The 23,377-nt window shown below is 69.4% G+C and carries 20 protein-coding genes; 6 read left to right on the top strand and 14 right to left on the bottom strand.

The window, feature by feature from the left end:
• Positions 1-44 precede the first annotated feature (44 nt).
• From AC07OZ_RS23795 to AC07OZ_RS23775, 5 genes are all read left to right on the top strand, one after another.
• Positions 45-1,130 carry a glycosyltransferase family 2 protein gene (locus AC07OZ_RS23795; RefSeq protein ID WP_495469543.1) on the top strand — a complete coding sequence of 362 codons (1,086 nt, stop codon included), beginning with the start codon at positions 45-47 and terminating at the stop codon, positions 1,128-1,130.
• A 239-nt stretch (positions 1,131-1,369) separates the two neighbouring features.
• Positions 1,370-2,377, top strand: coding sequence for an NAD-dependent epimerase (locus AC07OZ_RS23790; RefSeq protein ID WP_495469542.1), 1,008 nt, complete (start codon positions 1,370-1,372; stop codon positions 2,375-2,377).
• A 52-nt stretch (positions 2,378-2,429) separates the two neighbouring features.
• A complete protein-coding gene (locus tag AC07OZ_RS23785; RefSeq protein WP_495469541.1) occupies positions 2,430-3,782 on the top strand; it encodes a UDP-glucose dehydrogenase family protein in 1,353 nt (450 codons plus the stop codon).
• 148 nt (positions 3,783-3,930) lie between these two features.
• A complete protein-coding gene (locus tag AC07OZ_RS23780) occupies positions 3,931-4,728 on the top strand; it encodes a glycosyltransferase family 2 protein (protein ID WP_495469540.1) in 798 nt (265 codons plus the stop codon).
• A 147-nt stretch (positions 4,729-4,875) separates the two neighbouring features.
• Positions 4,876-6,033, top strand: coding sequence for an acyltransferase family protein (locus AC07OZ_RS23775; protein WP_495469539.1), 1,158 nt, complete (start codon positions 4,876-4,878; stop codon positions 6,031-6,033).
• Here the strand turns inward: AC07OZ_RS23775 and AC07OZ_RS23770 are convergent.
• Positions 6,005-6,970, bottom strand: coding sequence for an O-fucosyltransferase family protein (locus AC07OZ_RS23770; RefSeq protein WP_495469538.1), 966 nt, complete (start codon positions 6,968-6,970; stop codon positions 6,005-6,007). The two genes, AC07OZ_RS23775 and AC07OZ_RS23770, sit on opposite strands and share 29 nt — an antisense overlap.
• A 225-nt stretch (positions 6,971-7,195) precedes the next feature.
• Here AC07OZ_RS23770 and kdsA point away from each other — a divergent pair, with 225 nt between their 5' ends.
• Positions 7,196-8,035: a 3-deoxy-8-phosphooctulonate synthase gene (gene kdsA, locus AC07OZ_RS23765; RefSeq protein WP_495469537.1), complete on the top strand. Its 840-nt coding sequence runs from the start codon at positions 7,196-7,198 to the stop codon at positions 8,033-8,035.
• On the opposite strand, the gene AC07OZ_RS23760 is transcribed toward kdsA, so the two are convergent.
• The 13 genes from AC07OZ_RS23760 to AC07OZ_RS23700 form a co-directional block, all read right to left on the bottom strand.
• Positions 7,983-9,131, bottom strand: coding sequence for a glycosyltransferase (locus tag AC07OZ_RS23760; protein WP_495469536.1), 1,149 nt, complete (start codon positions 9,129-9,131; stop codon positions 7,983-7,985). The genes kdsA and AC07OZ_RS23760 overlap by 53 nt on opposite strands.
• A 143-nt stretch (positions 9,132-9,274) precedes the next feature.
• Positions 9,275-10,339, bottom strand: coding sequence for a glycosyltransferase (locus AC07OZ_RS23755; protein WP_495469535.1), 1,065 nt, complete (start codon positions 10,337-10,339; stop codon positions 9,275-9,277).
• 219 nt (positions 10,340-10,558) lie between these two features.
• On the bottom strand, positions 10,559-11,860 hold the full coding sequence (locus AC07OZ_RS23750; RefSeq protein ID WP_495469534.1) for an acyltransferase family protein: 1,302 nt from the start codon (positions 11,858-11,860) through the stop codon (positions 10,559-10,561).
• 133 nt (positions 11,861-11,993) lie between these two features.
• Positions 11,994-13,133: a non-hydrolyzing UDP-N-acetylglucosamine 2-epimerase gene (gene wecB / locus AC07OZ_RS23745; protein ID WP_495469533.1), complete on the bottom strand. Its 1,140-nt coding sequence runs from the start codon at positions 13,131-13,133 to the stop codon at positions 11,994-11,996.
• A gap of 7 nt (positions 13,134-13,140) precedes the next feature.
• The gene (gene rfbC, locus AC07OZ_RS23740; RefSeq protein WP_495469532.1) at positions 13,141-13,692 is read right to left on the bottom strand and encodes a dTDP-4-dehydrorhamnose 3,5-epimerase; all 552 of its coding nucleotides are present in this window, start codon (positions 13,690-13,692) and stop codon (positions 13,141-13,143) included.
• The gene (rfbA, locus tag AC07OZ_RS23735) at positions 13,692-14,582 is read right to left on the bottom strand and encodes a glucose-1-phosphate thymidylyltransferase RfbA (RefSeq protein WP_495469531.1); all 891 of its coding nucleotides are present in this window, start codon (positions 14,580-14,582) and stop codon (positions 13,692-13,694) included. The genes rfbC and rfbA overlap by 1 nt, the downstream gene beginning before the upstream one ends.
• 14 nt (positions 14,583-14,596) lie before the next feature.
• Entirely contained in the window at positions 14,597-15,478 is an 882-nt protein-coding gene (gene rfbD / locus AC07OZ_RS23730; RefSeq protein ID WP_495469530.1) for a dTDP-4-dehydrorhamnose reductase, read from the bottom strand.
• Between the two features lie 3 nt (positions 15,479-15,481).
• Positions 15,482-16,540 carry a dTDP-glucose 4,6-dehydratase gene (gene rfbB / locus AC07OZ_RS23725; protein ID WP_495469529.1) on the bottom strand — a complete coding sequence of 353 codons (1,059 nt, stop codon included), beginning with the start codon at positions 16,538-16,540 and terminating at the stop codon, positions 15,482-15,484.
• 82 nt (positions 16,541-16,622) lie between these two features.
• Complete coding sequence (locus tag AC07OZ_RS23720; RefSeq protein ID WP_495469528.1) at positions 16,623-17,903, bottom strand: nucleotide sugar dehydrogenase; 1,281 nt, start codon at positions 17,901-17,903, stop codon at positions 16,623-16,625.
• Between the two features lie 103 nt (positions 17,904-18,006).
• On the bottom strand, positions 18,007-19,416 hold the full coding sequence (locus AC07OZ_RS23715; protein ID WP_495469668.1) for a mannose-1-phosphate guanylyltransferase/mannose-6-phosphate isomerase: 1,410 nt from the start codon (positions 19,414-19,416) through the stop codon (positions 18,007-18,009).
• A gap of 130 nt (positions 19,417-19,546) precedes the next feature.
• Positions 19,547-20,569: a UDP-glucose 4-epimerase GalE gene (gene galE / locus AC07OZ_RS23710; RefSeq protein ID WP_495469527.1), complete on the bottom strand. Its 1,023-nt coding sequence runs from the start codon at positions 20,567-20,569 to the stop codon at positions 19,547-19,549.
• A 99-nt stretch (positions 20,570-20,668) separates the two neighbouring features.
• Positions 20,669-21,841, bottom strand: coding sequence for a porin family protein (locus AC07OZ_RS23705; protein ID WP_495469526.1), 1,173 nt, complete (start codon positions 21,839-21,841; stop codon positions 20,669-20,671).
• Between the two features lie 22 nt (positions 21,842-21,863).
• Positions 21,864-23,258, bottom strand: coding sequence for an undecaprenyl-phosphate glucose phosphotransferase (locus AC07OZ_RS23700; RefSeq protein WP_495469525.1), 1,395 nt, complete (start codon positions 23,256-23,258; stop codon positions 21,864-21,866).
• Positions 23,259-23,377 lie beyond the last annotated feature (119 nt).

The following is a 23,377-nucleotide window of genomic DNA, read 5'->3' as shown; positions in this document are numbered from 1 at the left end:
CCTTGACGTGGTGCGGTGCCCTCTACGATACGCGTGAAGACGCCATGAAGATGGCGGCGCATCGCGCGCCGCAGCCGCTCCCGGGCCAGGCGCTGTCGGAGGTTCCCCGTGAACGCAGTGACACCCGCGCCGGCCCTGGCAGGGCGAGACACGACCGTCGCGCCGCCGCCGTTCCGGGGCCCTCGGTGACGGCGCCGACCGTCAGCGTGGTGATCCCGCTCTTCAACAAGCAGCACCACATCGGTCGCGCGATCGAGTCGGTGCTGAGGCAGAGCTGGTCCGACTTCGAACTGGTGGTCGTGGACGACGGCTCCAGCGATGGCAGCGCAGCGGTCGTGGCGGGTTACGACGATCCGCGCCTGCGTCTGGAACGCCAGCCCAACGGCGGCGTGTCCGCCGCGCGCAACCGCGGCGTGGCGCTGGGCCGCGGACGGTGGGTCGCGTTCCTCGACGCCGACGATGCCTGGACGCCCACCTTTCTGTCCGACGCGATGGCGCTGGCGACCCGGCATCCGGAAGCCGCCGGCGTGGCGCTGAACTACGAGATCGTCTCCCCCGGCGGCACCCGCGCGCTGGGCGTGGACCCGGCCCTCGCGCCTGCGCAGCTCCTGGATCCGCTGGCCTACTTCCGCATCGGACGGCATGCGCCGCCACTGTCGTCGTCGTCGGTGGTCGTGCGCCGCGAGGCGCTGCTGACGGTTGGCGGATTCCCGGTCGGCGTCAGGCTGGGCGAGGACATCGACACCTGGCTGCGGCTGCTGTTCCGGGGCGGGGTCTACTTCGACCCGCGGCCGGGCGCGCAGTACTTCGTGGACGCCGGCAACCGCGCGCTGAACACGCATGTGCCGCCGGCGCGCTACGCCTTCTTCGACACGATCGAGGGTTGGCTGGCCGCGCATCCGGAGCGCGTCGAGGAGCGCCGCGAAGCCGAGGAGTTCATGAACTTCTTCCGCCTGCTGCATGCGCGCCACCAGATCCGCTGGGGCGACGCCGAAGCCGGCCGGCGCCTGCTGGCGGAGATCCGCACCACCGTCCACCGCGGCGAGAAGCGCCGGCTGCAGGTGCTGAGCCACCTGCCGCGCCCCTGCTACGACGGGCTGGCAAGGCTCAAGCGCAGCCTGTTCTCCTGAGGCGGGCGGGGCCGCGCGGCCGTGCGCGGCCGCATGTGGCGGAGGGGGACGCCAAGGCCCTGTCATGCGCACGAGGTATACAACGCCCTGTGCCGAACGCGGACCGGCCCCTGAACGAGCGGGGGGGACCGCGCGGTGCACGGGCCGGGCTGGTGGAGAATCGGCGCCGTTCCACCCGGAACTCAGGGGAACCGGGCGCCGCGTGGCGCGCCGGCCCGATCCAGACTGCAGGAGTGCGCTTGAAAGTTCTCGTGACCGGAGCCGCCGGCTTCATCGGCATGCATGTCAGCCAGATCCTGCTGGCGCGCGGCGATCAGGTGGTCGGCCTGGACAACCTCAACGACTACTACGACCCGACGCTCAAGCACGCCCGCCTGGCGCGCCTGAGCGGCCAGCCCGGCTTCGAGTTCGTGCAGATGGACGTCGCCGACCGGGCCGGCATCGCCGAGCTGTTCGACAAGCAGAAGTTCGACCGCGTCGTGCACCTGGCCGCGCAGGCCGGCGTGCGCTACTCGCTGGTCAACCCGCATGCGTACATCGAATCCAACATCGTCGGCTTCACCAACATCCTCGAGGGCTGCCGCCATTCGGGGGTGAAGCACCTGGCCTACGCGTCGAGCTCCAGCGTCTACGGCGGCAACACGCACATGCCCTTCAGCGAGCACCACGGCGTGGACCATCCGGTCAGCCTGTACGCCGCGACCAAGAAGGCCAACGAGCTGATGGCCCACACCTACAGCCACCTGTTCAACCTGCCGACGACGGGGCTGCGCTTCTTCACCGTGTACGGGCCCTGGGGCCGGCCGGACATGGCGCTGTTCCTGTTCACCAAGGCGATCCTCGCGGGCGAGCCGATCAAGGTCTTCAACCACGGGAAGATGATCCGCGACTTCACCTACATCGACGACATCGCCGAAGGCGTCGTGCGCGTGCTCGACCGCACCGCGACGCCCGACCCCGGCTACGACCCGGTGCAGGCGGATCCGGCGCGCTCCAGCGCGCCGTACCGCGTCTTCAACATCGGCAACCACGCCCCGATCCCGCTGATGGACTTCATCGGCGCGATCGAGCAGGCGGTGGGCCGCGAGGCGGTCAAGGAGTTCCTCCCGCTGCAGGACGGCGACGTGCCGGCCACGCATGCGGACGTCGAGGAGCTCGCCGCCTGGACGGGCTTCCGTCCCGCGATGCCCGTGCCGGAGGGCATCCGCCGCTTCGTCGCGTGGTACCGCGATTACTACAAGGCTTGACCGCCATCCGGGCGGGCAGCGCTGAGCTGGACACCTTCAAGAGAGACGCAAGATGAAAGTGACGACGATCGGCACCGGCTACGTGGGCCTGGTGACAGGCGCGTGCCTGGCCGAGATGGGCAATCACGTGGTCTGCCTGGACGTGAACGCCGAGAAGATCAAGGTCCTGAACGACGGCGGCATCCCCATCCACGAACCGGGCCTGGATGCGATCGTCGCGCGCAACGCGGCCGCGGGCCGGCTGCAGTTCACCACCGACGTGGACGTGGCCGTCAACCACGGCACCGTGCTCTTCATCGCGGTCGGCACGCCGCCCGGCGAGGACGGCTCGGCCGACCTGCAGTACGTGCTGGCGGCGGCGCGCTCGATCGGCGAGCGCATGACCGACTACAAGGTCATCGTCGACAAGAGCACCGTGCCGGTGGGCACCGCCGACAAGGTCCGCGCCGAGATCCGCGCGGCCCTGCAGGCGCGCGGCACCGACGTGAACTTCTCGGTCGTGTCCAACCCCGAGTTCCTCAAGGAAGGCGCGGCGATCGAGGACTTCATGAAGCCCGACCGCATCGTCGTCGGCTCGGACGACGAGCAGGCCACGCTGATGATGCGCGCCCTGTACGCGCCCTTCACGCGCAGCCACGACCGCCTGTTCGTGATGGACGTGCGCAGCGCCGAGTTCACCAAGTACGCCGCCAACGCGATGCTGGCCACGCGCATCAGCTTCATGAACGAGCTGGCGCTGCTGGCCGAGAAGGTCGGCGCCGACATCGAGCTGGTGCGCCGCGGCATCGGCTCCGACCCGCGCATCGGCTATCAGTTCCTGTACGCGGGCGCCGGTTACGGCGGCTCGTGCTTCCCGAAAGACGTGAAGGCGCTGGTGCGCACCGGGCGCGAGTTCGGCCAGGACCTGAAGGTGCTGAACGCCGTCGAGGAGGCCAACGAGCACCAGAAGCGCGTGCTGGTCGACAAGGTCGTGCGCCGCTTCGGCGAGGACCTGAGCGGCCGCCGCTTCGCGCTGTGGGGCCTGGCCTTCAAGCCCAACACCGACGACATGCGCGAGGCGCCGGCGCTCGTGGTGATCGAGGAACTGACGCGCCGCGGCGCCGCGGTGGCGGCCTACGACCCGGTGGCGATGAGCGAGGCCGCCAAGCTGCTGAGCCAGGTGCCGGGCGTGAGCTTCTGCGAACGCGCGGACCACGCGCTGCAGGACTCCGACGCGCTGATCATCATCACCGAGTGGAAGGAGTTCCGCACGCCGGACTTCGACCGCATCAAGGCCGAGCTCAAGCAGCCGGTGGTCTTCGACGGACGCAACCTGTACGAGCCCGCGCTGATGAAGACGCTGGGCATCGAGCACCACGCGATCGGCCGCGGCACCACCGCGCCGCCGGACACCCCGCCCGTTTGAGCCACGCATCCCTGCGGCAAATGCTGCAGGGACGCCGACCCCCACGTTTGAAGATGTCCAGGGCTAGTCCCTGGCGCGCAGATTGCTGACTCCCCGGCACGCCTGAGCGTCGCCCAGGCGCATCCACCAACGCCTGGGAGTCCGCGAGATGAGTCGTACAGCGAGCCTGGAGTCGAACGAGGAATTCGTCAGCATCCTGATGCTGACCTACAACGCACCGGAATACGTCGAGATCTCGGTGCGCAGCGTGCGCGAACGCACCCGGGGAGTGCGCTACGAGCTGGTCGTGCTCGACAACGACTCCCAGCCCGAGACCAAGGCGCTGGTGCAGCGCCTGCATGACGAGGGGCTGATCGACAAGCTGCGGCTGCTCGATCGCAACTCTTTGTTCGCCGAGGGCAACAACCTGGCGTCCGAGATGGCCGATCCCGCGGCCACGCACTACCTGCTGCTGAACAGCGACATCGAGGCCCACGACCCCGATTGGCTGCGGCATCTGCTCGACGAGCACCAGCGCGGCATCACGGCCTACGGCGTGGCGCCGGACCCCGATCGCGTCGACGGCTACTGCCTGCTGATCGACGCCGACCTCTACCGGCGCTACAAGCTGGACGAGGGTCACCAGTGGTGGTGGGCCGTGACCAAGATGCAGGCCCTGGTGTTGAGCGCCGGCTTCCCGGTGCGCGGCTTCGCCGAGCACGAGCAGTACCTCCACCACTTCGGCGGCAAGAGCGGCAGCGGCTTCAAGAACGCGAAGGGCATGAACGTGTCGCGCGAGGAGGTGCTGGGCTGGTTCGCCGACCGGCGGCCGGTGGTCCTGGACCGCAATGCCGACGGGAGCCTGCCGGGGCCCCGTCATGTCCCGGTGCCCGAGGCCCCGCGGTCCTTGCTCAGCCGTGCCAGGGGCCGGCTGCGGCGCCTGCTGGAGTCGGTCACCACGCATTGAGGATCCATGGCGGATCCATGGGCGGCCATTGACGATCCGCTGACGTTCCGTTGAGGACGCGCTGACGAGCCGTTACCCGCGAACCATCCGGTAACGGCTCCGGGAGCGTGCATTGCTGACCTCGTCCGCTTTGGCGGAGGAGCGGTAATGAGCACAACAACGGGCGGCGGTGCCGACCACCATGTCGGATCCCTGGACGGCCTGCGCGCGCTCGCGGCGCTCTGGGTCTACCTGTCGCACGTGGCGCTGCTGACCGGGATGCGCATCCTGCCGGTGCTGTCCTGGGGCGACATGGCGGTGGACCTGTTCATGATGATCTCGGGCTTCCTGATGGCCCACCACTACCTGCATCGCCGCGATCGCGAACCCTGGGCGGCCCCGGCCACCTGGCGCGCCTTCTGGCTGCGGCGCTTCTTCCGGATCGCGCCGGCCTACTACCTGCTGCTGGTCGTCGCGCTGCTGATCGGCCCGTGGCTCGGCGAGTGCCGCACGCTGATCGCCGGCCCCTTCCCCGGCACGGCGACGCCGATCGAGCGCTACACCGACGCCTCGTTCGCCAACATCGCCGCGCATGTGGGCTTCGTGTTCGGCGCCTTGCCCGCCTACGCGTTCCGCACGCCGCTGCCGGACTGGTCGATCGGGCTGGAGATGCAGTTCTACGCGGTCTTCCCCTTCCTCATGCTGCTGATCGGCGTGCGCGGCCGCGCGGTCCGCCTGGCGCTCGCCGTGGCGCTGGCCTTCGCCGCCCTGTGGCTGTTCCGCGGCTACGGCGCGCGTTTCGAGATGCCGGCCTTCCTCGGCCTCAAGCTGCAGGTCTTCCTGATCGGCGTGCTGCTGGCTTACGGGCGCCGTGGGGGCTTCACGCGCGTGTCGGCGGCCTTGATCGCGGGCATCGTCCTCTTCGAGTCCTGGCGCCAGGGCGGCGTCCATGGGGCCTGCTTCGCGCTGCTCGTGCTCGGCTTCGGGCTGCTGGTCGCCGGACCGGCGCGGTCGCGGCCGCTCCAGCGCGTGCGTGCCGCGCTGTCCACGCCGCTGGCCAGCCAGGCCGGCGAATACGCGTACTGCCTCTACCTGATCCACCTGCTGTGGCTGATCCCGGTCGCCGGCCTGCTGACGCTGCAGCCCTGGTACCTGGAGCTCAAGGGCGTGCTGCGCTTCCTGGCCTGCATCGCGCTGAGCCTGCCGCCCACGCTGCTGTGCTGCGCGGCGATCTACCGCTTCGTCGAGACGCCCGGCATCCGCCTGGGCAAGCGGCTGGTGGCGGGGCGCGGACCGCTCACTGCGCCCGTCGCAGCGCATCCCTGACGCGCCAGCGCAGCTTGTCCACGAAGGTCTGCGGCTGTATCGGCGCCGGCCGCGGCCGGTTCGCGTGGATGTCGGCGTGGCGGACCTCGCGCCATCGGCCCTCGAGCGCCCGATGGGCGACCTCGATGTCCGCATCGACCACGGCCCGGTTCTCGGGGAACAGGTAGTAGACGAAGCGCGGGTCGCCCGCGGGCATCAGGTCGACGTTGGCGTACTGGAACGGGTTCATGAAGCCCGACAGCGGCATGACGACGCGGTCCGCGCGCGACAGCCAGCCCGCGAGCCACGAGAAGGTGCTGACCGCCATGACGATGTGGCGCGACTTCGCGATCACCGAGAAGTCGTGCACCGCGCCGCGGCTCGCCACGAATTCGGCCGCGGGGAAGGCCTCGCGCAGGCTGCGCACGTAGCGGCTGTCGTCGAGCTGACCCAGGAACACGGGCCGCAGCCCGCTCTCCGCCACGAGGTCGCGATAGAAGGACACCGGCAGCACCGTGTACTCCGGATGCACCGCCTGCAGGACCTCTCCCGCGCGGACATTGATCAGCAGCACGTCCGGCCCGTAGCCCTCGGCCTGCGGCAGCAGGGGGAAATGGGCGCGGGCCGCCTCGACCGGCGGGAGGTTGCCGACCTGGGAGGAATAGAGATTCAGCTCCACCCGATCCGTCCCGCGGCGCGCGACGCGCGCAGCGATGGCATCGAAATCCAGCACGGCCGACCGGTTGGACGTGTAGCGCAGCCGGTGGTGCCAGGTCTTCTGCGGGATCGGGGGCAGGTCGATCTGCCATTCGCCGATCCGGACGTTGGACAGCTCGAATCCCGGCAGACGCTCGCGCAGCGACAGGGCCGCGAGGTACTGCAGCATCTTGTTCCCGAGGTTGCCCGGGGCGAAGTCCATCTCGATGACGCCTCGTGGCGCCGTCGTCGTCTGGTTCATGGTGAGCTCCCTGACCGTGCGCCTGGCCACGGCGATGCGTTGTCGCCGATACACCTGGTCACGGGTGTTAAGAATATGCATGCCTCCGCCGATTGCCAGCGCTGTCATCACGCTGTCCCCTCAAGTGGGCGGGCGGCACGCCGGCGCAGCTCCGGAAGGTGGGTGCGCGCCTCCGCGTCGGGGGTCGCGATGGGATACTCCCGGCTTCCCCAGGAAGCGATTCACATGGTCAAGATCAACCACATCGAAGTCGACAACGCCAAGCCCTTCGTGCTGTTCGGCGGCGTCAACGTGCTGGAGTCGGAGCAGTTCGCCGTCGACGTCTGCGGCGAGTACGTCCGCGTGACGAAGGAACTGGGCATCCCCTATGTCTTCAAGGCCTCGTTCGACAAGGCCAACCGCTCCTCGATCAAGAGCTACCGCGGTCCCGGACTGGATGCCGGCCTGAAGATCTTCGAGGCCGTCAAGAAGGCCCACGGCGTGGCCGTGCTGACGGACGTGCATGAGCCGCACCAGGCCGCCGAAGTGGCCGCCGTGTGCGAGGTGCTGCAGCTGCCCGCCTTCCTGGCACGCCAGACCGACCTGGTGATCGCGCTGGCCAAGACCGGCCGCGTCATCAACATCAAGAAGCCGCAGTTCGTCAGCCCGCCGCAGATGAAGAACATCGTCGAGAAGTTCCAGGAAGGCGGCAACCCGAACGTGATGCTGTGCGACCGCGGCGCGCAGTTCGGCTACGACAACCTGGTCGTCGACATGCTCGGCTTCGGCGTGATGAAGCAGGTCAGCGGCGGCAAGCCGGTGATCTTCGACGTGACCCATGCGCTGCAACAGCGCGAGTCCGGCGCCGCCGCGTCGGGCGGCCGCCGCGGTCAGGTGACCGAACTGGCCCGCGCCGGCATGGCCATCGGCCTGGCCGGCCTGTTCCTGGAAGCACACCCGGATCCGGAGAAGGCGCTCTGCGACGGCCCCAGCGCGCTGCGGCTGTCGCAGCTCAAGCCGTTCCTGGAGCAGGTCAAGGCGGTGGATGATCTGGTGAAGGGCTTCCCGGCGCTGGATACGCACTGAGCGTCGCGGCGGCGGGCAGGTCGCCGACCGTCGCCGCTGAGCCCGCCGCGGACCCCGCGGTCGCCGCGCCCGCCTGGATCTCCCGCAGCCACCGGCACAGCCGGTCGGCGTAGTGCGCGAAGGTCATCTCCGCGGCCAATTGCTGCCCTGCGCGCGCCATCGCGTCGCGTGCCGCGCGGTGGGCCGGGTCCTGCATCCAGTCGATCGCCGCGCGCATCGCGGCCGCGTCGCCGGGCGGCACCACCAGCGCATGCACGTCGGCCGTCAGATGGTCGCGCACGCCGAGCGTGTCGGTCACGATCAGCGGCTTGCCCAGCGCCAACGCGTTCAGATAGGTCTGCTGGCCGACGCTGCGGCCTTCCACCGGCAGCAGCGGCACGATCGCCACGTCGCTGCGCATCATCGCCAGGAAGAAGTCGCGTTCGCTCAGCGGGCCCACCCGCGTCTGCGGCGGCATGCCGGTGACCACGTTGGACGTCGCGACCGTGAAGCGGCCGTCCGCGCCCGTGGCCGCGGCGGCCAAGGTGCCGTAGTCCCGCAGCGAGTTGCCGCCGGCGAAGAAACGCGTCGGCGCGTCGATGGCGTGCGCATCGGCCCCGGCCGCTTCCCGGGCGATCTGCTCGTGCAGCCCCGGCATCATCGCCAGCGGCAACTGCGAGCAGAAGGCGGTGAAGCGCGCCGCGCCCGGGCGCAGGCCGGCCTCGGCGGTGACGAGTTCGGCCTCGGCGCTGGACAGGAAGCCGTAGTGCGTCTGCGGTCCCTTCGTCATCCGCAGCAGCGTGCGCAGGAACCAGGCATAGAGCGGGAAGGCGAGCTTGGCGCGACTGTTGAGCGGCACCGCGCGCGGATGCCAGGTGGCGTCGGAGATCAGCACGCCGGTGGCGGGCTTGGCCAGGCGCAGGTAGATCGCCAGCAGCATGTCGAACCACAGGTCGCGCGCCCCGAGCGCCCCGTTGAGCAGGATCGCATCGCCGGCCTTCAGCTGGCGAACGGCGCGGAACACGCCGCGCCGGCCGTCCCGTTCCCGGTGCAACACCGTCACGTCCGGGTGCAGCCCCGGTTTCTCGTCGCACCAGATCGTGCTGTACAGCGCCATCGCCGGCGTCCTCCGCGAAAATTCCGAAGGAGGACTCGCAACTTCCAGGCCATCGCGCGTGTCGTCCGGCCCGTGGATTCGCCGCGACCCCTCGCTCGAGGGGCCCAGGAGGCGCCTCCCGGGACGGGCTCAGCCGAAGCGGGTCAGACCGGCGGCGAGACCCAGGGCGTCGGACCGGTCTGCAGCGGCAGCTGCGACTGGATCTCGCGCAGCAGCGTCGACAGACGCGCGGCGTAGTGCGCGAAGGTCATCTCCGACGCCAGCGCCAGGCCGTTCTGCGCCATCGTCGCGCGCGCGGCGCCGTGTTCGGGCGCCAGCATCCACACCATCGCCTCGCGCAGCGCGGCCGGATCGTGCGGCGGCACGATCAGCGCATGCAGGTCGCCGACCAGGTGGTCGCGCACGCCGATGACGTCGGTGACGATCAGCGGCTTGCCCAGGGCCAGCGCGTTCAGGTAGGTCTGCTGGCCGACGCTGCGGCCTTCGGTGTGCCACATCGGCAGCACGACGATGTCGCTGCGTGCCATGTCGCGGAAGAAGTCGTGGTGGCTGCGTCCCGCCGCGCGCACGTTGGGCGGCAGCGGGCCGAGGTCCTTGGTCGTGGCGATCTCGATGTCCGCGTCCAGGCCCGTGGCGGCTTCCGCCAGCGAGGGGTAGTCGCGCAGCGCGTTGCCGCCGGAGAAGATGCGCGGGCGACGGCTGCCGGCGCTCGCCACGGTCTGCGCGCACAGGGTGCGCAGTTCGTCCAGGATCTCCAGCGGCAGCTGCGAGCAGAACGCGGTGAAGTGGGCCACGCCCGGCCGCAGCGAGGCTTCGCGCGTGACCAGCGCGACCTCGGCCGTCGACAGGAATCCGTAATGCGTGTGCCGGCCGCGGCTCAGCAGCAGCAGCACGCGGTGCAGCAGCGCATAGGCCGGGAACAGGAATCCGGCGCGGCTGTCGCCGGGCAGTGCGCGCGCATGCCAGGTCGCATCGGCGATCAACACGCCCACGCCGCGGCGGAACCAGCGGATGTAGATCGCCAGCAGCATGTCGAACCAGAGGTCGCGCGCGCCGAGGGCGCCGTTGAGCAGGATGGCGTCGCCGGCCACCAGTTGGCGGACCTTGCGGAAGACGCCTAGTCGGCCGATCCGCTCGCGGTGCAGCACGTTCATGTCCAGCGGCAGGCCGGGCTTCTCGTCGCACCAGATGGTGCTGTACAGGGTCATCGTTCTCGCTCTCCGGGTCACGCCCGGGCAAGGCATGGTCGCGGTGACGGACCGTGCGGTCCGCGTGCCCGTCGCACTGGGCCGGTGCGATTCTTGGACGAAGCGGCGATTTTGGGGCAGCTTGAAGCGATTTACTGCGACAACTTCACCGTTCCGGTGCGGTCCCCCTCAGGTGAAGGGGCTGCCGTCCGGGAGGCGGACCTGTGTGAGGAAGCGGGCTCAGGCCCGGCCCGGTGCGGCCGTGGCGCGCGACCCGTGGACAGCGTCCGGCAGACGGCCGTTGAACAGCAGTCGGGTCACGGCGAAGGGACGCACCACCCAGCGGTGGAAGGTCAGGCTGAGCGCCAGCGCGCCAGCGGCGATGACCGCGAACTTCAGCGCCGCGGGCCAGTCCAGCGGGAGCAACAGCAGCGCCAGCGCCACCACCATCAGGTGGTGGACCAGGAAGATCGTGTAGCTCGCTTCGGCAAGTGCGCGCCCCAGACGGCCACCCAGCCCGCCGTGCGGGCGGCCCCGCCACCGGGCGAGCAGGCCGACGGCCGCGCCGGTGGCCAGCCAGATGCCGAGCAGTTCCACCGCCAGCGCGGCCTCGCGCGCCACCGCGTGCGGCAAGGTGCTGCTGTTGGCGTCCCCCCAATTGGCCGCGAAGGCCGCCATCGGCAGCAGCCACCACGGCGTGCGCAGCCAGCCGTTCAGCCACGCCGGGCGCTGTTGCATCGTCAGTCCGGCCAGGAACATGGGGGCGTAGAACGCCAGGTTGAACAGTGTCAGGCCACCCGGTCCCGGCGCATAGGCCAGGCCGCTCAAGCGGACGACGATGAGCAGCGCGTGGCTCAGCAGGGCGCCGACCAGTGCGACGGTCAGCCAATGGATCGGCGTCGCCGCGGCACCGCTGGAAGGGGTCAGGCCTTGCGCCGGCTTCCGGACGATCCGGGCCATCCGTCCCGGCGCGTTCCCCTGCGCGGGCTGTGACGGCAGGACGCCGCGGATCGCCACGCACGCCAGCACCAGCAGGTTCATCACCAGCAGGTCGCGGACGAACCAGAGGTGGGACATCGGCGTCGACAAGGACGCGAGCGCCGCCCAGGGATCGCCGCCGTGGTGCCAGGCCAGCAGGGCGGTCTGCGCGGCGTTGAGCAGGGCCCAGCAGGTCAGCAGCGGCACGCCCAGGCGCACGAGCTGGCGCAAGGCCAGGTCCGGCGCGGCGTGACGCGTCAGGCTGCCGGCGAAGAGCAGTCCCGACAGCAGGAAGAAGCCGGGAACCCGGAAGCTGTGGATGAGCGCGACCAGGGCGTCGAAGGCGGCGCCGCGGTGCGCATCGGCGACCAGCCAGCCGCCGGCGCTGACGAAGACGTCCGCGGCATGCAGGGCGATGCCCAGCACCATCAGGGTGGCGCGGATCCTGTCGAAATCGATGCCGGCCGGGCCGGTGGGCGAAGTGATCGCGTTGGTCGCGACGGTGGACGGCCCGCCGACGGCGGAACCGGCCACCTCCCCTCGCGGGGTGATGGGAACGTGCATGGTTGACCTCCTCTGCACCAGGCGGGCGCCTCTCCGTGCGCCTGAGCGGAGGACTGTACGAGGGCCGCACCCTTGCAGGCGCGCGCACCTGTAACCAGTTCTTTCAGACCCCCCGGAACGAGGGGGCGGGGACTCAGCGAAGCAGGTCGTCCGCGAGCCGGGCGACGATGCGCGCGGCGGCTTGGCCGTCCCAGAGCGGGGGTGGGGGCCGGCGGTCTTCGATGGCATCGAGCCGCTGCAGCGCCAATGCCAGGATGCGCACCGGGTCGGTGCCGGCGATCTGGTTGGTGCCCAGGTCGACCGTGACCGGCCGCTCGGTGTTGTCGCGCAGCGTGAGGCAGGGGATGCCCAGCGCCGTCGTTTCTTCCTGGAGGCCGCCGCTGTCGGTGAGGACCAACGCGGCGCGGCGCCACAGGGCCAGGAACGGGCGGTAGGGCAGGGGCGGCAGCAGGTGCAGCCCGGGCGCGGGCGTCAGGCCCAGCGCCTCGAGGCGGGCCCGCGTGCGCGGATGCACCGGGAACAGCAGCGGCAGGCGCGCCGACAGCGTGCCGAGCGTCTGCATCAATGCGGCGAGCTGCACGGGATCGTCCACGTTGGCCGGGCGATGCAGCGTGACGGCACCGAAGCGGCCCGTGGTCGCATCGCTGGCGCCAGCGGCATCGAGCGCCGCCTGCGCGGCCGCTTCGGCGGCCTGCGCGTGGGCATCGCCGGCATCGAGCCGCCGCAGCTGGAACAGCAGGTTGTCGACCATGACGTGGCCGACCTCGACGATGCGCGGGTCCGGATGCCCTTCGCGGCGCAGGTGCGCGGCCGCGCTGGGTTCGGTCGTGAAGAGCCAGTCCGTGATCGCGTCGGTCGCGCGGCGGTTGATCTCTTCCGGCATCGTCATGTCGCCGCTGCGCAGGCCGGCCTCCACGTGCGCCACCGGCACGCCGAGCTTGCGCGCCGTCAACGCGCAGGCCAGCGTGGAATCGACATCGCCCACGACGACGCAGGCGGCGGGACGGTCCGCGATCACATGCGGCTCATAGGCCTGCATGATCCGCGCGGTCAACTGCGCATGACCGCCGCCGTGGCAGTCCAGCGAGACGTCGGGCGGGGGCAGGCCGAGTTCGTCGAAGAACACGCCACTCATCGCGGCGTCGTGGTGCTGCCCGGTGTGGATCAGCTTCCACGCGAGCCGGCCGTCGGCCCGCAGCGCCCGCACCAGCGGTGCGAGCTTCATGAAGTTGGGCCGCGCGCCGGCGATCAGGTGCAGCAGCGGCGCGGCCATCGGCGAATCAATCGAAGAACTTCGCGTCCGCGAGCAGCGGCGCCTTCGCGTCCTTCTCGGCGAGCTTGAATTCGACGGGCAGTTTCGGCCAGTCGATGCCGATCGCCGGATCGTCCCAGCGCACCGAGCCCTCGGCCTGCGGCGCGTAGAGGTCGGTGGTCTTGTAGAGGAAGTCGGCTGTCTCGCTCAGCACCAGGAAACCATGGGCGAAGCCCGGCGGGATCCACAGCTGGCGATGGTTCTCGCCGGTCAGTTCGACACCGACCCACTTGCCGAAGTTGGCGCTGGACTTGCGCATGTCGACGGCGACGTCGAACACCGCGCCTGCCGTGCAGCGCACCAGCTTGCCCTGCGCATGCGGTGGCAGCTGGAAGTGCAGGCCGCGCAGCACGCCCTGGCTGGAGCGCGAGTGGTTGTCCTGCACGAAGCGCACGTCGTAGCCGCAGGCCGCGTTGAACTTCGGCTCGGTCCAGCTTTCCATGAAGAAGCCGCGCGCATCGCCGAAGACCTTCGGCTCGATGATCAGCACCTCGGGCAGCGCGGTGGGAATCACATTCATCAGAACACCTTCTCGTTGAGCACCTGCTTCAGGTATTGCCCGTAACCGTTCTTGAGCATCGGCTGCGCGAGCTTTTCGAGCTGTTCGGCGGTGATCCAGCCCTTGCGATAGGCGATCTCCTCCGGGCAGGCGACCTTCAGGCCCTGGCGCTTCTCCAGCGTCGCGATGAACTGGCCGGCTTCCATCAGGCTGTCGTGCGTGCCGGTGTCCAGCCACGCATACCCCCGGCCCATGATCTCGACACGCAGCTGCTGCTGCGCGAGGTAACGCGCGTTGACGTCGGTGATCTCGAGCTCGCCGCGCGGGCTGGGCTGGATGTCGGCGGCGATGTCGCAGACCTGGCGGTCGTAGAAGTACAGGCCGGTGACCGCGTAGTTGCTCTTGGGTGCCTTGGGCTTTTCCTCGATGCTGACGGCGCGCTTGTCGGCGTCGAACTCGACCACGCCGTAACGCTCGGGATCGTGCACGTGGTACGCGAAGACGGTGGCGCCGTCGGTCTGCACGTCGGCGCTGTCCAGCAGGCCCGCGAAGTCGTGGCCGTAGAAGATGTTGTCGCCCAGCACCAGCGCGCTGGGGGCGCCGCCGATGAAGTCCTTGCCCAGGATGAAGGCCTGCGCCAGGCCGTCCGGGCTGGGTTGCACGCAGTACTGGAGGTTGATGCCCCAGCGCGCGCCGTCGCCCAGCAGCGCCTCGAATCGGGGCAGGTCCTGCGGCGTGCTGATCAGCAGGATGTCGCGCATGCCCGCCAGCATCAGCGTGCTGAGCGGGTAATAGACCATCGGCTTGTCGTAGACCGGCAGCAGCTGCTTGCTGATCGCCAGCGTGGCCGGGTGCAGCCGGGTGCCGGAGCCGCCGGCCAGGATGATGCCCTTGCGGGTGTCGTTGCTCATGGTCGAACCTCCGATCACAGGATCTCGTCGAGCAGCCGGTCCACGCCGGTCTGCCAGTGCGGCAGCACCAGGCCGAAACGGTCCTGCAGCTTGTGGTTGTCCAGGCGCGAATTCAGCGGGCGCGGGGCCGGCGTCGGGTAGGCGCTGCTGGCCAGGGCCTCGACCTGCTCGGGCTGGACCTTCAGCGTCACGCCCTTGTCCCGCGCGCGCGTCAGCACGTGCTGCGCGTACTGGTGCCAGCTGGTCTCGCCGCTGGCGACCGCGTGGTAGGTGCCGCACAGCGCGCGGTCCTTCAGCGTGGCGCGGATCAGGTGCGCGGTGACATCGGCCAGCAGATCCGCGCCGGTCGGCGCGCCGATCTGGTCGGCGACGACCTTCAGCTGCTCGCGCTCGGAAGCCAGGCGCAGCATCGTCTTGGCGAAGTTGCCGCCGCGCGCCGCGTAGACCCAGCTGGTGCGCAGCACCAGCGCGTCCGCGCCGGCGGCGGCGATCGACTGCTCGCCCTCGAGCTTGGTCTTGCCGTAAATGCTCAGCGGACCGGTGGGCGCGTCCTCGAAACGCCAGTCGTTGCCGGCGCCGTCGAAGACGTAGTCGGTCGAGTAATGGACCAGCAGCGCGCCGAGCGCCTTGGCCTCTTCAGCCAGCACGCCGGTCGCGAGGGCGTTGATCTGGCGGGCGGCTTCCGGCTCGCTCTCGGCCTTGTCGACGGCGGTGTAGGCCGCGGCATTGACGATGACGTCCGGCGCGACGCGGCGCACCGTGGCGCGCAGCGTGTCGCTGTCGCCGAGGTCGCCGCCTTCGCTGCGGTCCAGCGCGACCAGTTCACCCAGCGGGGCGAGGGCGCGTTGAAGTTCCCAACCGAGCTGGCCGTTCTTTCCGAGCAGCAGAACTTTCATGACTCAGCCACCGTACTGCTTGGACACCCACTCGCGGTACGCGCCCGAGAGCACGCGCGAGGACCATTCCTCGTTGGCGAGGTACCACTGCACCGTCTTGCGGATGCCGGTCTCGAAGGTCTCGGCGGGGCGCCAGCCCAGGTCGCGCTCGATCTTGCGGGCGTCGATCGCGTAGCGGCGATCATGGCCGGGACGGTCCTTGACGTAGGTGATCAGGCGGGCATACGGGCCGGCGGGATCGGGGCGCAGCTCGTCGAGCAGCGCGCACACCGTCTTCACGATGTCGATGTTGGCCTGCTCGTTCCAGCCGCCGATGTTGTAGGTCTCGCCCAGCGTGCCGCCGGCCAGCACCGCGCGGATGCCGGAGCAGTGGTCGGTGACGTAGAGCCAGTCGCGGATCTGCTGGCCGTCGCCGTACACGGGCAGCGGCTTGCCGGCCAGCGCGTTGACGATCATCAGCGGGATCAGCTTCTCGGGGAAATGGTACGGGCCGTAGTTGTTGCTGCAGTTGGTCGTGACCACCGGGAGGCCGTAGGTGTGGTGCCAGGCGCGCACCAGGTGGTCGCTGGCGGCCTTGGACGCGGAGTACGGGCTGTTGGGCTCGTACGCGTTCGTCTCGGCGAAGGGCGGGTCCTCGGCCTTCAGCGAGCCGTAGACCTCGTCGGTCGAGACGTGGTGGAAGCGGAAGGCCGCTTTCGCGTCGCCCTCGAGCGCGGACCAGAACGCCCGCGCCGCCTCGAGCAGCGTGAAGGTGCCCTCGACGTTGGTGCGCATGAAGGCGCCGGGACCGTGGATGGAGCGGTCGACGTGCGACTCGGCCGCGAAGTGCACGATCGCGCGCGGCCGGTGCGTGGCGAGCAACTGGTCGACGAGCGCGCGATCGCAGATGTCGCCCTGCACGAAGACGTGGCGCGCATCATCCTTCAGCGAGGCCAGGTTCTCGAGGTTGCCCGCGTAGGTGAGGGCGTCGAGGTTGACCACCGGTTCGTCGGAGGTCTTGAACCAGTCGAGCACGAAATTGCTGCCGATGAAACCGGCGCCGCCGGTGACGAGGATCGTCATGAAACTTCCCTGGAATGTCTGCGATCCGCGCGGATCGTCTGAAATGGAACTTGAAGCGCCGGCGCCGGAGCGCCGTCCGCTGTCACAGCCGCCAGACCCGCAGGCCGGCCGCGCGCAGATTGTCGCTGCTAAACGCCGCCTTCACGTCGATGAAGGCCCCGCCCTCGACCAGCTTGCCGGCGAGGTCGGCGGCGCCCAGCGCCTTGTACTCGCGATGGGCGACCGCGGCCACGATCGCATCGGCGCGCGGCAGGTCCTCATAGGCGTGCAGCTGCACGCCGTATTCGTGCATCGCCTCGTCGGCCTCGGCGGCGGGGTCGGTCACGAAGACCTCGACGCCGTAGCTGCGCAGTTCCTGGATGATGTCGATCACCTTGGAGTTGCGCAGGTCGCCGCAGTCCTCCTTGAAGGTCAGGCCCAGCACGTTGACCTTGGCGCCCTTGACGTGGGAGCCCGCGGCGATCATCTGCTTGATGGTCTGCTCCGCGATGAACTTGCCCATGCCGTCGTTGATGCGCCGCCCCGCCAGGATCACCTGCGGGTGGTAGCCCAGCATGTCGGCCTTGTGGGTCAGGTAGTACGGGTCCACGCCGATGCAGTGGCCGCCGACCAGGCCCGGCTTGAACTTCAGGAAGTTCCACTTCGTGCCCGCCGCTTCCAGCACCTCGGAGGTGTCCAGGCCGATGCGCTCGAAGATGATCGCCAGTTCGTTCATCAGCGCGATGTTCAGGTCGCGCTGGGTGTTCTCGATGACCTTGGCGGCTTCCGCCGTCTTGATGCTGGACGCGCGGTGCACGCCGGGGACGATGATCTTCTCGTAGGTCTTCGCGACGATGTCCAGCGTCTCGGGCGAGTCGCCGGAGACGATCTTCAGGATCTTCGTCAGCGTGTGGTCCTTGTCGCCCGGGTTGATGCGCTCCGGGCTGTAGCCGACGAAGAAGTCCTGCTTCCACTTCAGGCCGGATTCGCGTTCCAGCACGGGGATGCAGACCTCCTCGGTCGCGCCGGGATAGACGGTCGATTCGTAGACGACGACCGCGCCGCGCTTCATGTGGCGCCCGACGCTGGTCGAGGAACCGATCAGCGGCCTGAAGTCGGGGATGTGGGCCTCGTCGACCGGCGTCGGCACGGCGACGATGATCACGTCGGCCTCGGCCAGGCAGGCCGGGTCGCTGTGGTACTCGGCGTGGACGGCGGCCCGGACCTCCTCGTCGCTCAGTTCACGCGAGGGGTCGGTACCGGCGCGGCATTTCTCGACCTTGTCCACCGCGATGTCGAACCCGATCGTGCGGCCGTGCTTGCCGAATTCGACCACCAGCGGCAGTCCCACATATCCCAACCCGACGACGGCGATCACGGACACGGCCTTCTCCTGTTCTTTCCGAGGACGGCTTTGTATCCGACTTTCATCCGACTTTCGTGTCGCCGCCCATCGCGTCCCCCCGGGGTGGGGGTCAGTGGATCCATCAGTTCCGGCCGTAGGTGTCCTGGTAGCGCACGATGTCGTCCTCGCCCAGGTAGGAGCCGGACTGGACCTCGATGATCTCCAGCGGCACCTTGCCCGGGTTGGACAGGCGATGCACCTGGCCCAGCGGGATGTAGGTGGACTGGTTCTCGGTCAGCAGCAGGGTCTTGTCGCCGTTGACGATCTCGGCCGTGCCCTGCACGACGATCCAGTGCTCCGCGCGGTGGTGGTGCATCTGCAGGCTCAGCGAGGCGCCGGGCTTGACCATGATGCGCTTGACCTGGAAGCGCTCGCCCATGTCGATGCTGTCGTACCAGCCCCAGGGACGGTGCACCTTGCGGTGCAGGTTCTGCTCCCCGCGCTGGGTGGCGGTCAGCTGGTTGACGATCTTCTTGACGTCCTGGCTCTTGCTGCGGTCGGCGACCAGCACCGCGTCCGGCGTCTCGACGACGACGATGTTGTCCAGCCCCACCGCCGACACCAGCCGGCTGGTGGCATGGACCAGCGTGTTGCGGCTGTCCGCGATGATCGCGTCGCCGCGGCTGGCGTTGCCGGACTCGTCCTTGTCCGCCACCTGCCAGACCGCTTCCCACGCGCCCAGGTCGTTCCAGCCCGCGTCCAGCGGCACCATGCGCAGCGCGATCGGGCTGCCGGGGCAGCGCTCCATCACGGCGTAGTCGATCGATTCCGACGGCACGGCGGCGAAGGCGTCCTTGGCCGGACGCACGAAGGAACCGTCCACCGCCTTGCCGTCGAAGGCGACGCGCGTGGCCTGGTCGATGTCGGGACGGAACTGCTGCAGGGCCTGCAGCCAGACGCTGGCGCGCAGCACGAACATGCCGCTGTTCCAGTAGTAGCCGCCCTGGTCCACGTACTTCTGCGCGGTCGCGGCGTCGGGCTTCTCGACGAAGGCCTCGACGCGCAGGCCCGCGCCTTCGGCGCCGGCGCGGATGTAGCCGTAGCCGGTTTCCGGACGGTCGGGGGTGATGCCCAGGATCACGATCGCGCCGTCCCTGGCCTGACGCACGGCGTCCTGCAGCGCGGCGGTGAAGGCGGGGCCGTCGACGACGGTCTGGTCCGCCGGGGTCACGACCAGCACCGGATCCGCGCCGCCCTCGATCGCCTGCAGCGCGGCCAGCGTGATGGCCGGCGCGGTGTTGCGGCCCACCGGCTCCAGCACGACGGCGCCGGGCGAGAGCTTCTGTTCACGCAGCTGGTCCAGCACCATGAAGCGGTGCTCCTCGTTGCCGACGATGATCGGCGCCTTCACCGCGATGTCTTCCGCGGAGAGCGCGGCCAGGCGTTCCGCCGCCTGCTGGAACAGGCTGGTATTGCCGTTCAGCACGAGGAACTGCTTGGGGTAGCCGGCGCGCGACAGCGGCCACAGCCGCGTTCCGCTGCCGCCCGCCATGATCACCGGTTGCACATCGATCTGGCTCGGGGTCTTGCTCAAGGTACTGCTCCCTCTGGGTCTTGCGCCGGCCGCGTCGGGCCTGGCCTGTGTTGAACGGGAAAAGAAGATTGTCGTCGGGGCGGGGCGCTCAGCCCTCGAAGCCGTTGGGATTGGCCGACTGCCAGCGCCAGCTGTCCTCGCACATGCGGGCCAGGTCGTGGCGGGCGGTCCAGCCCAGCTTCTCGCGCGCCAGCGCCGGATCGGCGTAGCAGGCAGCGACGTCGCCGGGACGGCGGGCGACGATCTCGTACGGGATCTCCCGGCCGCTGGCGGCGGCGAAGGCGTCGACCAGCTCCAGCACGCTGTAGCCGCGGCCGGTGCCGAGATTGACCCAGATCGACTCGTCGCCGCGCAGCAGGAAGTCCAGCGCCGCGACATGGCCCTCGGCCAGGTCGACGACGTGGATGTAGTCGCGCACGCCGGTGCCGTCGGGGGTGTCGTAGTCGTCGCCGAAGACCGACAGCTTCGCGCGCCGGCCCACGGCCACCTGCGTCACGTAGGGCATCAGGTTGTTGGGGATGCCGCGCGGGTCCTCGCCGATGCGGCCGCTCTCGTGCGCGCCGACCGGGTTGAAGTAGCGCAGGCAGGCGGTCTGCCAGCGCGGGTCGGCGGCGCCGAGGTCGCGCAGGATGCCTTCGCCGATCAGCTTGGTCGCGCCGTAGGGGTTCACGGCCATCAGGTCCGCGTCCTCGCGCAGCGGCAGCGTCTTCGGCTGACCGTAGACGGTCGCGCTCGACGAGAACACGATGCGCTTGCAGTCGTGCCGGCGCATCGTCTCGCACACGGTCAGCAGGCCGTCGAGGTTGTTGCGGTAGTAGCTCAGCGGCTTGGTCGTCGATTCGCCGACCGCCTTGTAGGCGGCGAAGTGCACCACGGCCGCCGGCTGGTACTCGCTGAAGACCGCGTCCAGCGCCGCGCCGTCGCAGACGTCGAGCTTCTCGAACAGCGGCGTCTGGCCGCTGAGCTCGGTCAGGCGCTCCAGCACCTTCGGCGAGCTGTTGCTGAAGTTGTCCACGCCGACCACGCGATAACCCGCCGCCTGCAGCGCGAGCCAGGTGTGGGAGGCGATGTAGCCGGTCGCGCCGGTCAGCAGGATGGTCTCGTTGGCCATGGAATCGGGGCTCGCGCGGGTCGCGCGCGGGAAGGTGGCGGTGGATCGGAGGGCGGGGCGGTCAGTATGCGCCGGGCGGCGGGGCGAGGGGTCGACCGGTCAACGGATCATCCCCTGCACGTAGCAGCCGGCGGTGTTGGCGTCGTAGGCGTAGAGCACGTTGGTGGTGTCGCGGCTCTGGTGGCTGTACTGGCAGCCCACCGTGACGTTGCGCAGCGCCTGCCAGGCCAGGCCCAGGCTGTACTGCTTGGTGTTGTCCTTGTAGCTGGTGCCGAACTGGTCGTCGTGACGGTTCAGGCGCGTGTAGCCGGCGCCCAGCTGCGCGGTGAGCTTGCCGGTGAGCTGGTAGTTGAACTGCGTCTGCACCGCCGTCTGCACGCGGTTGAAGTCGGACACGCCGTTGGTGATGCCCTGGTAGTAGGTCTCGATGCCGGTGTCGCGCGAGAACTGCGTGCTCATCGACCAGCGGCCGCCCGGGCGCCATTCCCAGTTCAGCGCGCCGGTGACGCCGCTGAAGCTGTCGGAGGTGCTGCGGCTGATGCGCGCGTTCAGGTTGCTGGAGCCGGTGGCGCGCCACAGCGCGGTGAGGTCGATGTCCTTGCGGTCGTACTCGAAGCCGTTGAACGGCACCTTGCCCTTCGTGTAGCGGCCCGCGATGCCGAAGCGCCACGCGCTGCTGGCGTTGTAGAGCAGGCCCAGCGACTGCGCGTCCTGCCGGAACTCCTGCGTGTCGAAGACCGACAGCGAATAGTCCCGCGCGCGGTGGATCCAGGAGGCCTCGATCGAGTACGAGCTCAGCGTCGGCAGGCCCAGCCGCGCGGTCGCGGTGGCGCTCTGGTCGGTCTGCAGGTTTTTCTCGGTCGTGGGCGCGACGGCGGTGGTGCTGTTGAAGTCGGCCAGCGTGCGCTTGCGGGTGTACTCCAGCGTGCCCGACAGGTTGCCCACGGTCTCCCAGTTGACGCCGCCGCCCAGGTCGTAGCCGTTGTTGTTGAGCCGGCTGTTGTCGTTGTAGCGGGTGTCGTTGAGCCGCAGGTTGCCGTAGACGCGCTGGCGGCCCAGGCGCTGGTCGACGCCGCCCAGCAGGCTGACCGAGGTCAGCCGGTCGCTGTTCTCGCCGGAGGCGGAACGGAACACGTTGCTGGTGTAGTAGTGGCCCAGCGAGCCGCCGACGTACCAGGGGCTGCCGGCGTCGCTCTGTGCCCAGCAGGGCGCGGCCAGGGTCGCGGAGGCCAGCAGCACGAACGGCAACGGCAGGCGGTGGAGTCGCTTCATCGATGGGGTCCCCTTCTTGTCGTCAATAGGCATGGCGATCGAACAGCATCAGCCGGACGGTCCGGACGATGATCTGGAGATCCAGTCCCAGCGACCAGTTGCGGAGGTATTCGAGATCGTATTCGACGCGCGCCTTCATCTTGTCCACGGTGTCCGTCTCGCCGCGCAGGCCGTTGACCTGCGCCCAGCCGGTGATGCCCGGCTTGACCTTGTGGCGGACCATGTAGGCCTTGATGATCTGGCGGTATTCCTCGTTGTGCGCGACCGCGTGCGGGCGCGGACCGACGATGCTCATGCGCCCCTGCAGCACGTTGATGAACTGCGGCAGCTCGTCCAGCGAGGTCTTGCGGATGAAGGCGCCGAACGGCGTGATGCGCGGGTCGCCCTTGGTCGCCTGCTTCACGACGGCGCCGTTGTCCATCGAGCGCATCGAGCGGAACTTGTAGACCATGATCTCCTCGCCGTCCAGGCCGTTGCGGCGCTGCTTGAAGATCACCGGTCCCGGCGAGCTGAGCTTCACGCCGACGGCCAGCATCAGCAGGATCGGCGAGATCAGCACCAGGATCAGCGCGGCCAGCACGATGTCGCTGATCCGCTTGACGACCTCGTTCACGCCGGTGAAGGGCGTCTCCAGGATGCCGACGACGGGCACGCCGTTCAGGTCCTGCAGCCGGCCCTGGATGATGCTGATGCCGAAGACGTCGGGCACGAAGAACAGCGAGGCGGTCGTGCCCTGCAACTGCTCCAGCAGGCGCAGGATGCGCGGCTGCGAGCCCAGCGGCAGCGTGATGTAGACCTCGCGCACGCCGTGCGCGCGGACGTAGTCGCTCAGCTGCGGCAGCGTGCCCAGCACGCGGCCCAGGCAGTCGGGGTGCAGCCGGTCGTCGGTGCGGTCCTCGAAGAAGCCCAGGCAGTCGGCGCCGCCGACGCTGCCGAACTGCAGCGCCCGCGCCACCTTCGCGCCCAGCGGTCCCGCGCCGATGATCACCGCGGTGCGCCGGATCCACGGCTGGCGCGAGCGCCAGCGCAGCACGCGCCGGCCGATCTCGACCGCGACGATCTGCGCCAGCGGCGTCAGCAGCGCCCACCACAGCAGCACCGGCCGCTCGAAGTAATGGAAGCTGCTGGTCGCGTAGGCGAACATGCCCAGGATCAGCAGCAGCATCAGCCAGGAGCCGACGATGTCGGTGACGGCGCTCGCGGGGTGATCGGCGAAGCGGTTGCGGCCCGGGAAGGTCAGCGCGAACACCAGCATGCACAGCGTGTAGGTGGAGCGCATGACCGGCTCGCCGAACCAGGCCAGCAGCATCAGGTAGACCAGGACGATCAGCGTCGGTTCCAGGAAGGCCGCGATGAAGGATTGGACCGACTGCGGCGCGCTGTAGAAGGTTCTCTTGTAATTTCGGTCCTCAAACATCACCCAGTGGTCCTTCCCCGGCCAGAGCCGGAAATTCTCGCTCAATAACCTGCACGGACTCGTAACGGGACCCCCTAGCTTGTCACCGGTTCCCCCGTGGCCGGACCGCTCTCGCGGCC

The sequence above is a fragment of the Roseateles sp. GW821-FHT09G03 genome (assembly GCF_059416045.1).
Note: the sequence above shows the minus strand (reverse complement) of the source record. Positions and strands in the feature narration are given on the sequence as shown.

What these genes read in the sequence shown, in the direction of transcription:
- galE (WP_495469527.1), bottom strand. Translation starts at nt 20,569, where the DNA reads ATGGCCAACGAGACCATCCTGCTGACCGGCGCGACCGGCTACATCGCC.
- rfbA (WP_495469531.1), bottom strand. Translation starts at nt 14,582, where the DNA reads ATGAGCAACGACACCCGCAAGGGCATCATCCTGGCCGGCGGCTCCGGC.
- AC07OZ_RS23755 (WP_495469535.1), bottom strand. Translation starts at nt 10,339, where the DNA reads ATGACCCTGTACAGCACCATCTGGTGCGACGAGAAGCCCGGCCTGCCG.
- AC07OZ_RS23715 (WP_495469668.1), bottom strand. Translation starts at nt 19,416, where the DNA reads ATGGCGGGCGGCAGCGGAACGCGGCTGTGGCCGCTGTCGCGCGCCGGC.
- AC07OZ_RS23705 (WP_495469526.1), bottom strand. Translation starts at nt 21,841, where the DNA reads ATGAAGCGACTCCACCGCCTGCCGTTGCCGTTCGTGCTGCTGGCCTCC.
- AC07OZ_RS23795 (WP_495469543.1), top strand. Translation starts at nt 45, where the DNA reads ATGAAGATGGCGGCGCATCGCGCGCCGCAGCCGCTCCCGGGCCAGGCG.
- wecB (WP_495469533.1), bottom strand. Translation starts at nt 13,133, where the DNA reads ATGGCCGCGCCGCTGCTGCACCTGATCGCCGGCGCGCGGCCCAACTTC.
- AC07OZ_RS23700 (WP_495469525.1), bottom strand. Translation starts at nt 23,258, where the DNA reads ATGTTTGAGGACCGAAATTACAAGAGAACCTTCTACAGCGCGCCGCAG.
- AC07OZ_RS23780 (WP_495469540.1), top strand. Translation starts at nt 3,931, where the DNA reads ATGAGTCGTACAGCGAGCCTGGAGTCGAACGAGGAATTCGTCAGCATC.
- rfbB (WP_495469529.1), bottom strand. Translation starts at nt 16,540, where the DNA reads ATGACGATCCTCGTCACCGGCGGCGCCGGTTTCATCGGCAGCAATTTC.
- kdsA (WP_495469537.1), top strand. Translation starts at nt 7,196, where the DNA reads ATGGTCAAGATCAACCACATCGAAGTCGACAACGCCAAGCCCTTCGTG.
- AC07OZ_RS23775 (WP_495469539.1), top strand. Translation starts at nt 4,876, where the DNA reads ATGAGCACAACAACGGGCGGCGGTGCCGACCACCATGTCGGATCCCTG.
- AC07OZ_RS23770 (WP_495469538.1), bottom strand. Translation starts at nt 6,970, where the DNA reads ATGAACCAGACGACGACGGCGCCACGAGGCGTCATCGAGATGGACTTC.
- AC07OZ_RS23785 (WP_495469541.1), top strand. Translation starts at nt 2,430, where the DNA reads ATGAAAGTGACGACGATCGGCACCGGCTACGTGGGCCTGGTGACAGGC.
- AC07OZ_RS23750 (WP_495469534.1), bottom strand. Translation starts at nt 11,860, where the DNA reads ATGCACGTTCCCATCACCCCGCGAGGGGAGGTGGCCGGTTCCGCCGTC.
- rfbD (WP_495469530.1), bottom strand. Translation starts at nt 15,478, where the DNA reads ATGAAAGTTCTGCTGCTCGGAAAGAACGGCCAGCTCGGTTGGGAACTT.
- rfbC (WP_495469532.1), bottom strand. Translation starts at nt 13,692, where the DNA reads ATGAATGTGATTCCCACCGCGCTGCCCGAGGTGCTGATCATCGAGCCG.
- AC07OZ_RS23760 (WP_495469536.1), bottom strand. Translation starts at nt 9,131, where the DNA reads ATGGCGCTGTACAGCACGATCTGGTGCGACGAGAAACCGGGGCTGCAC.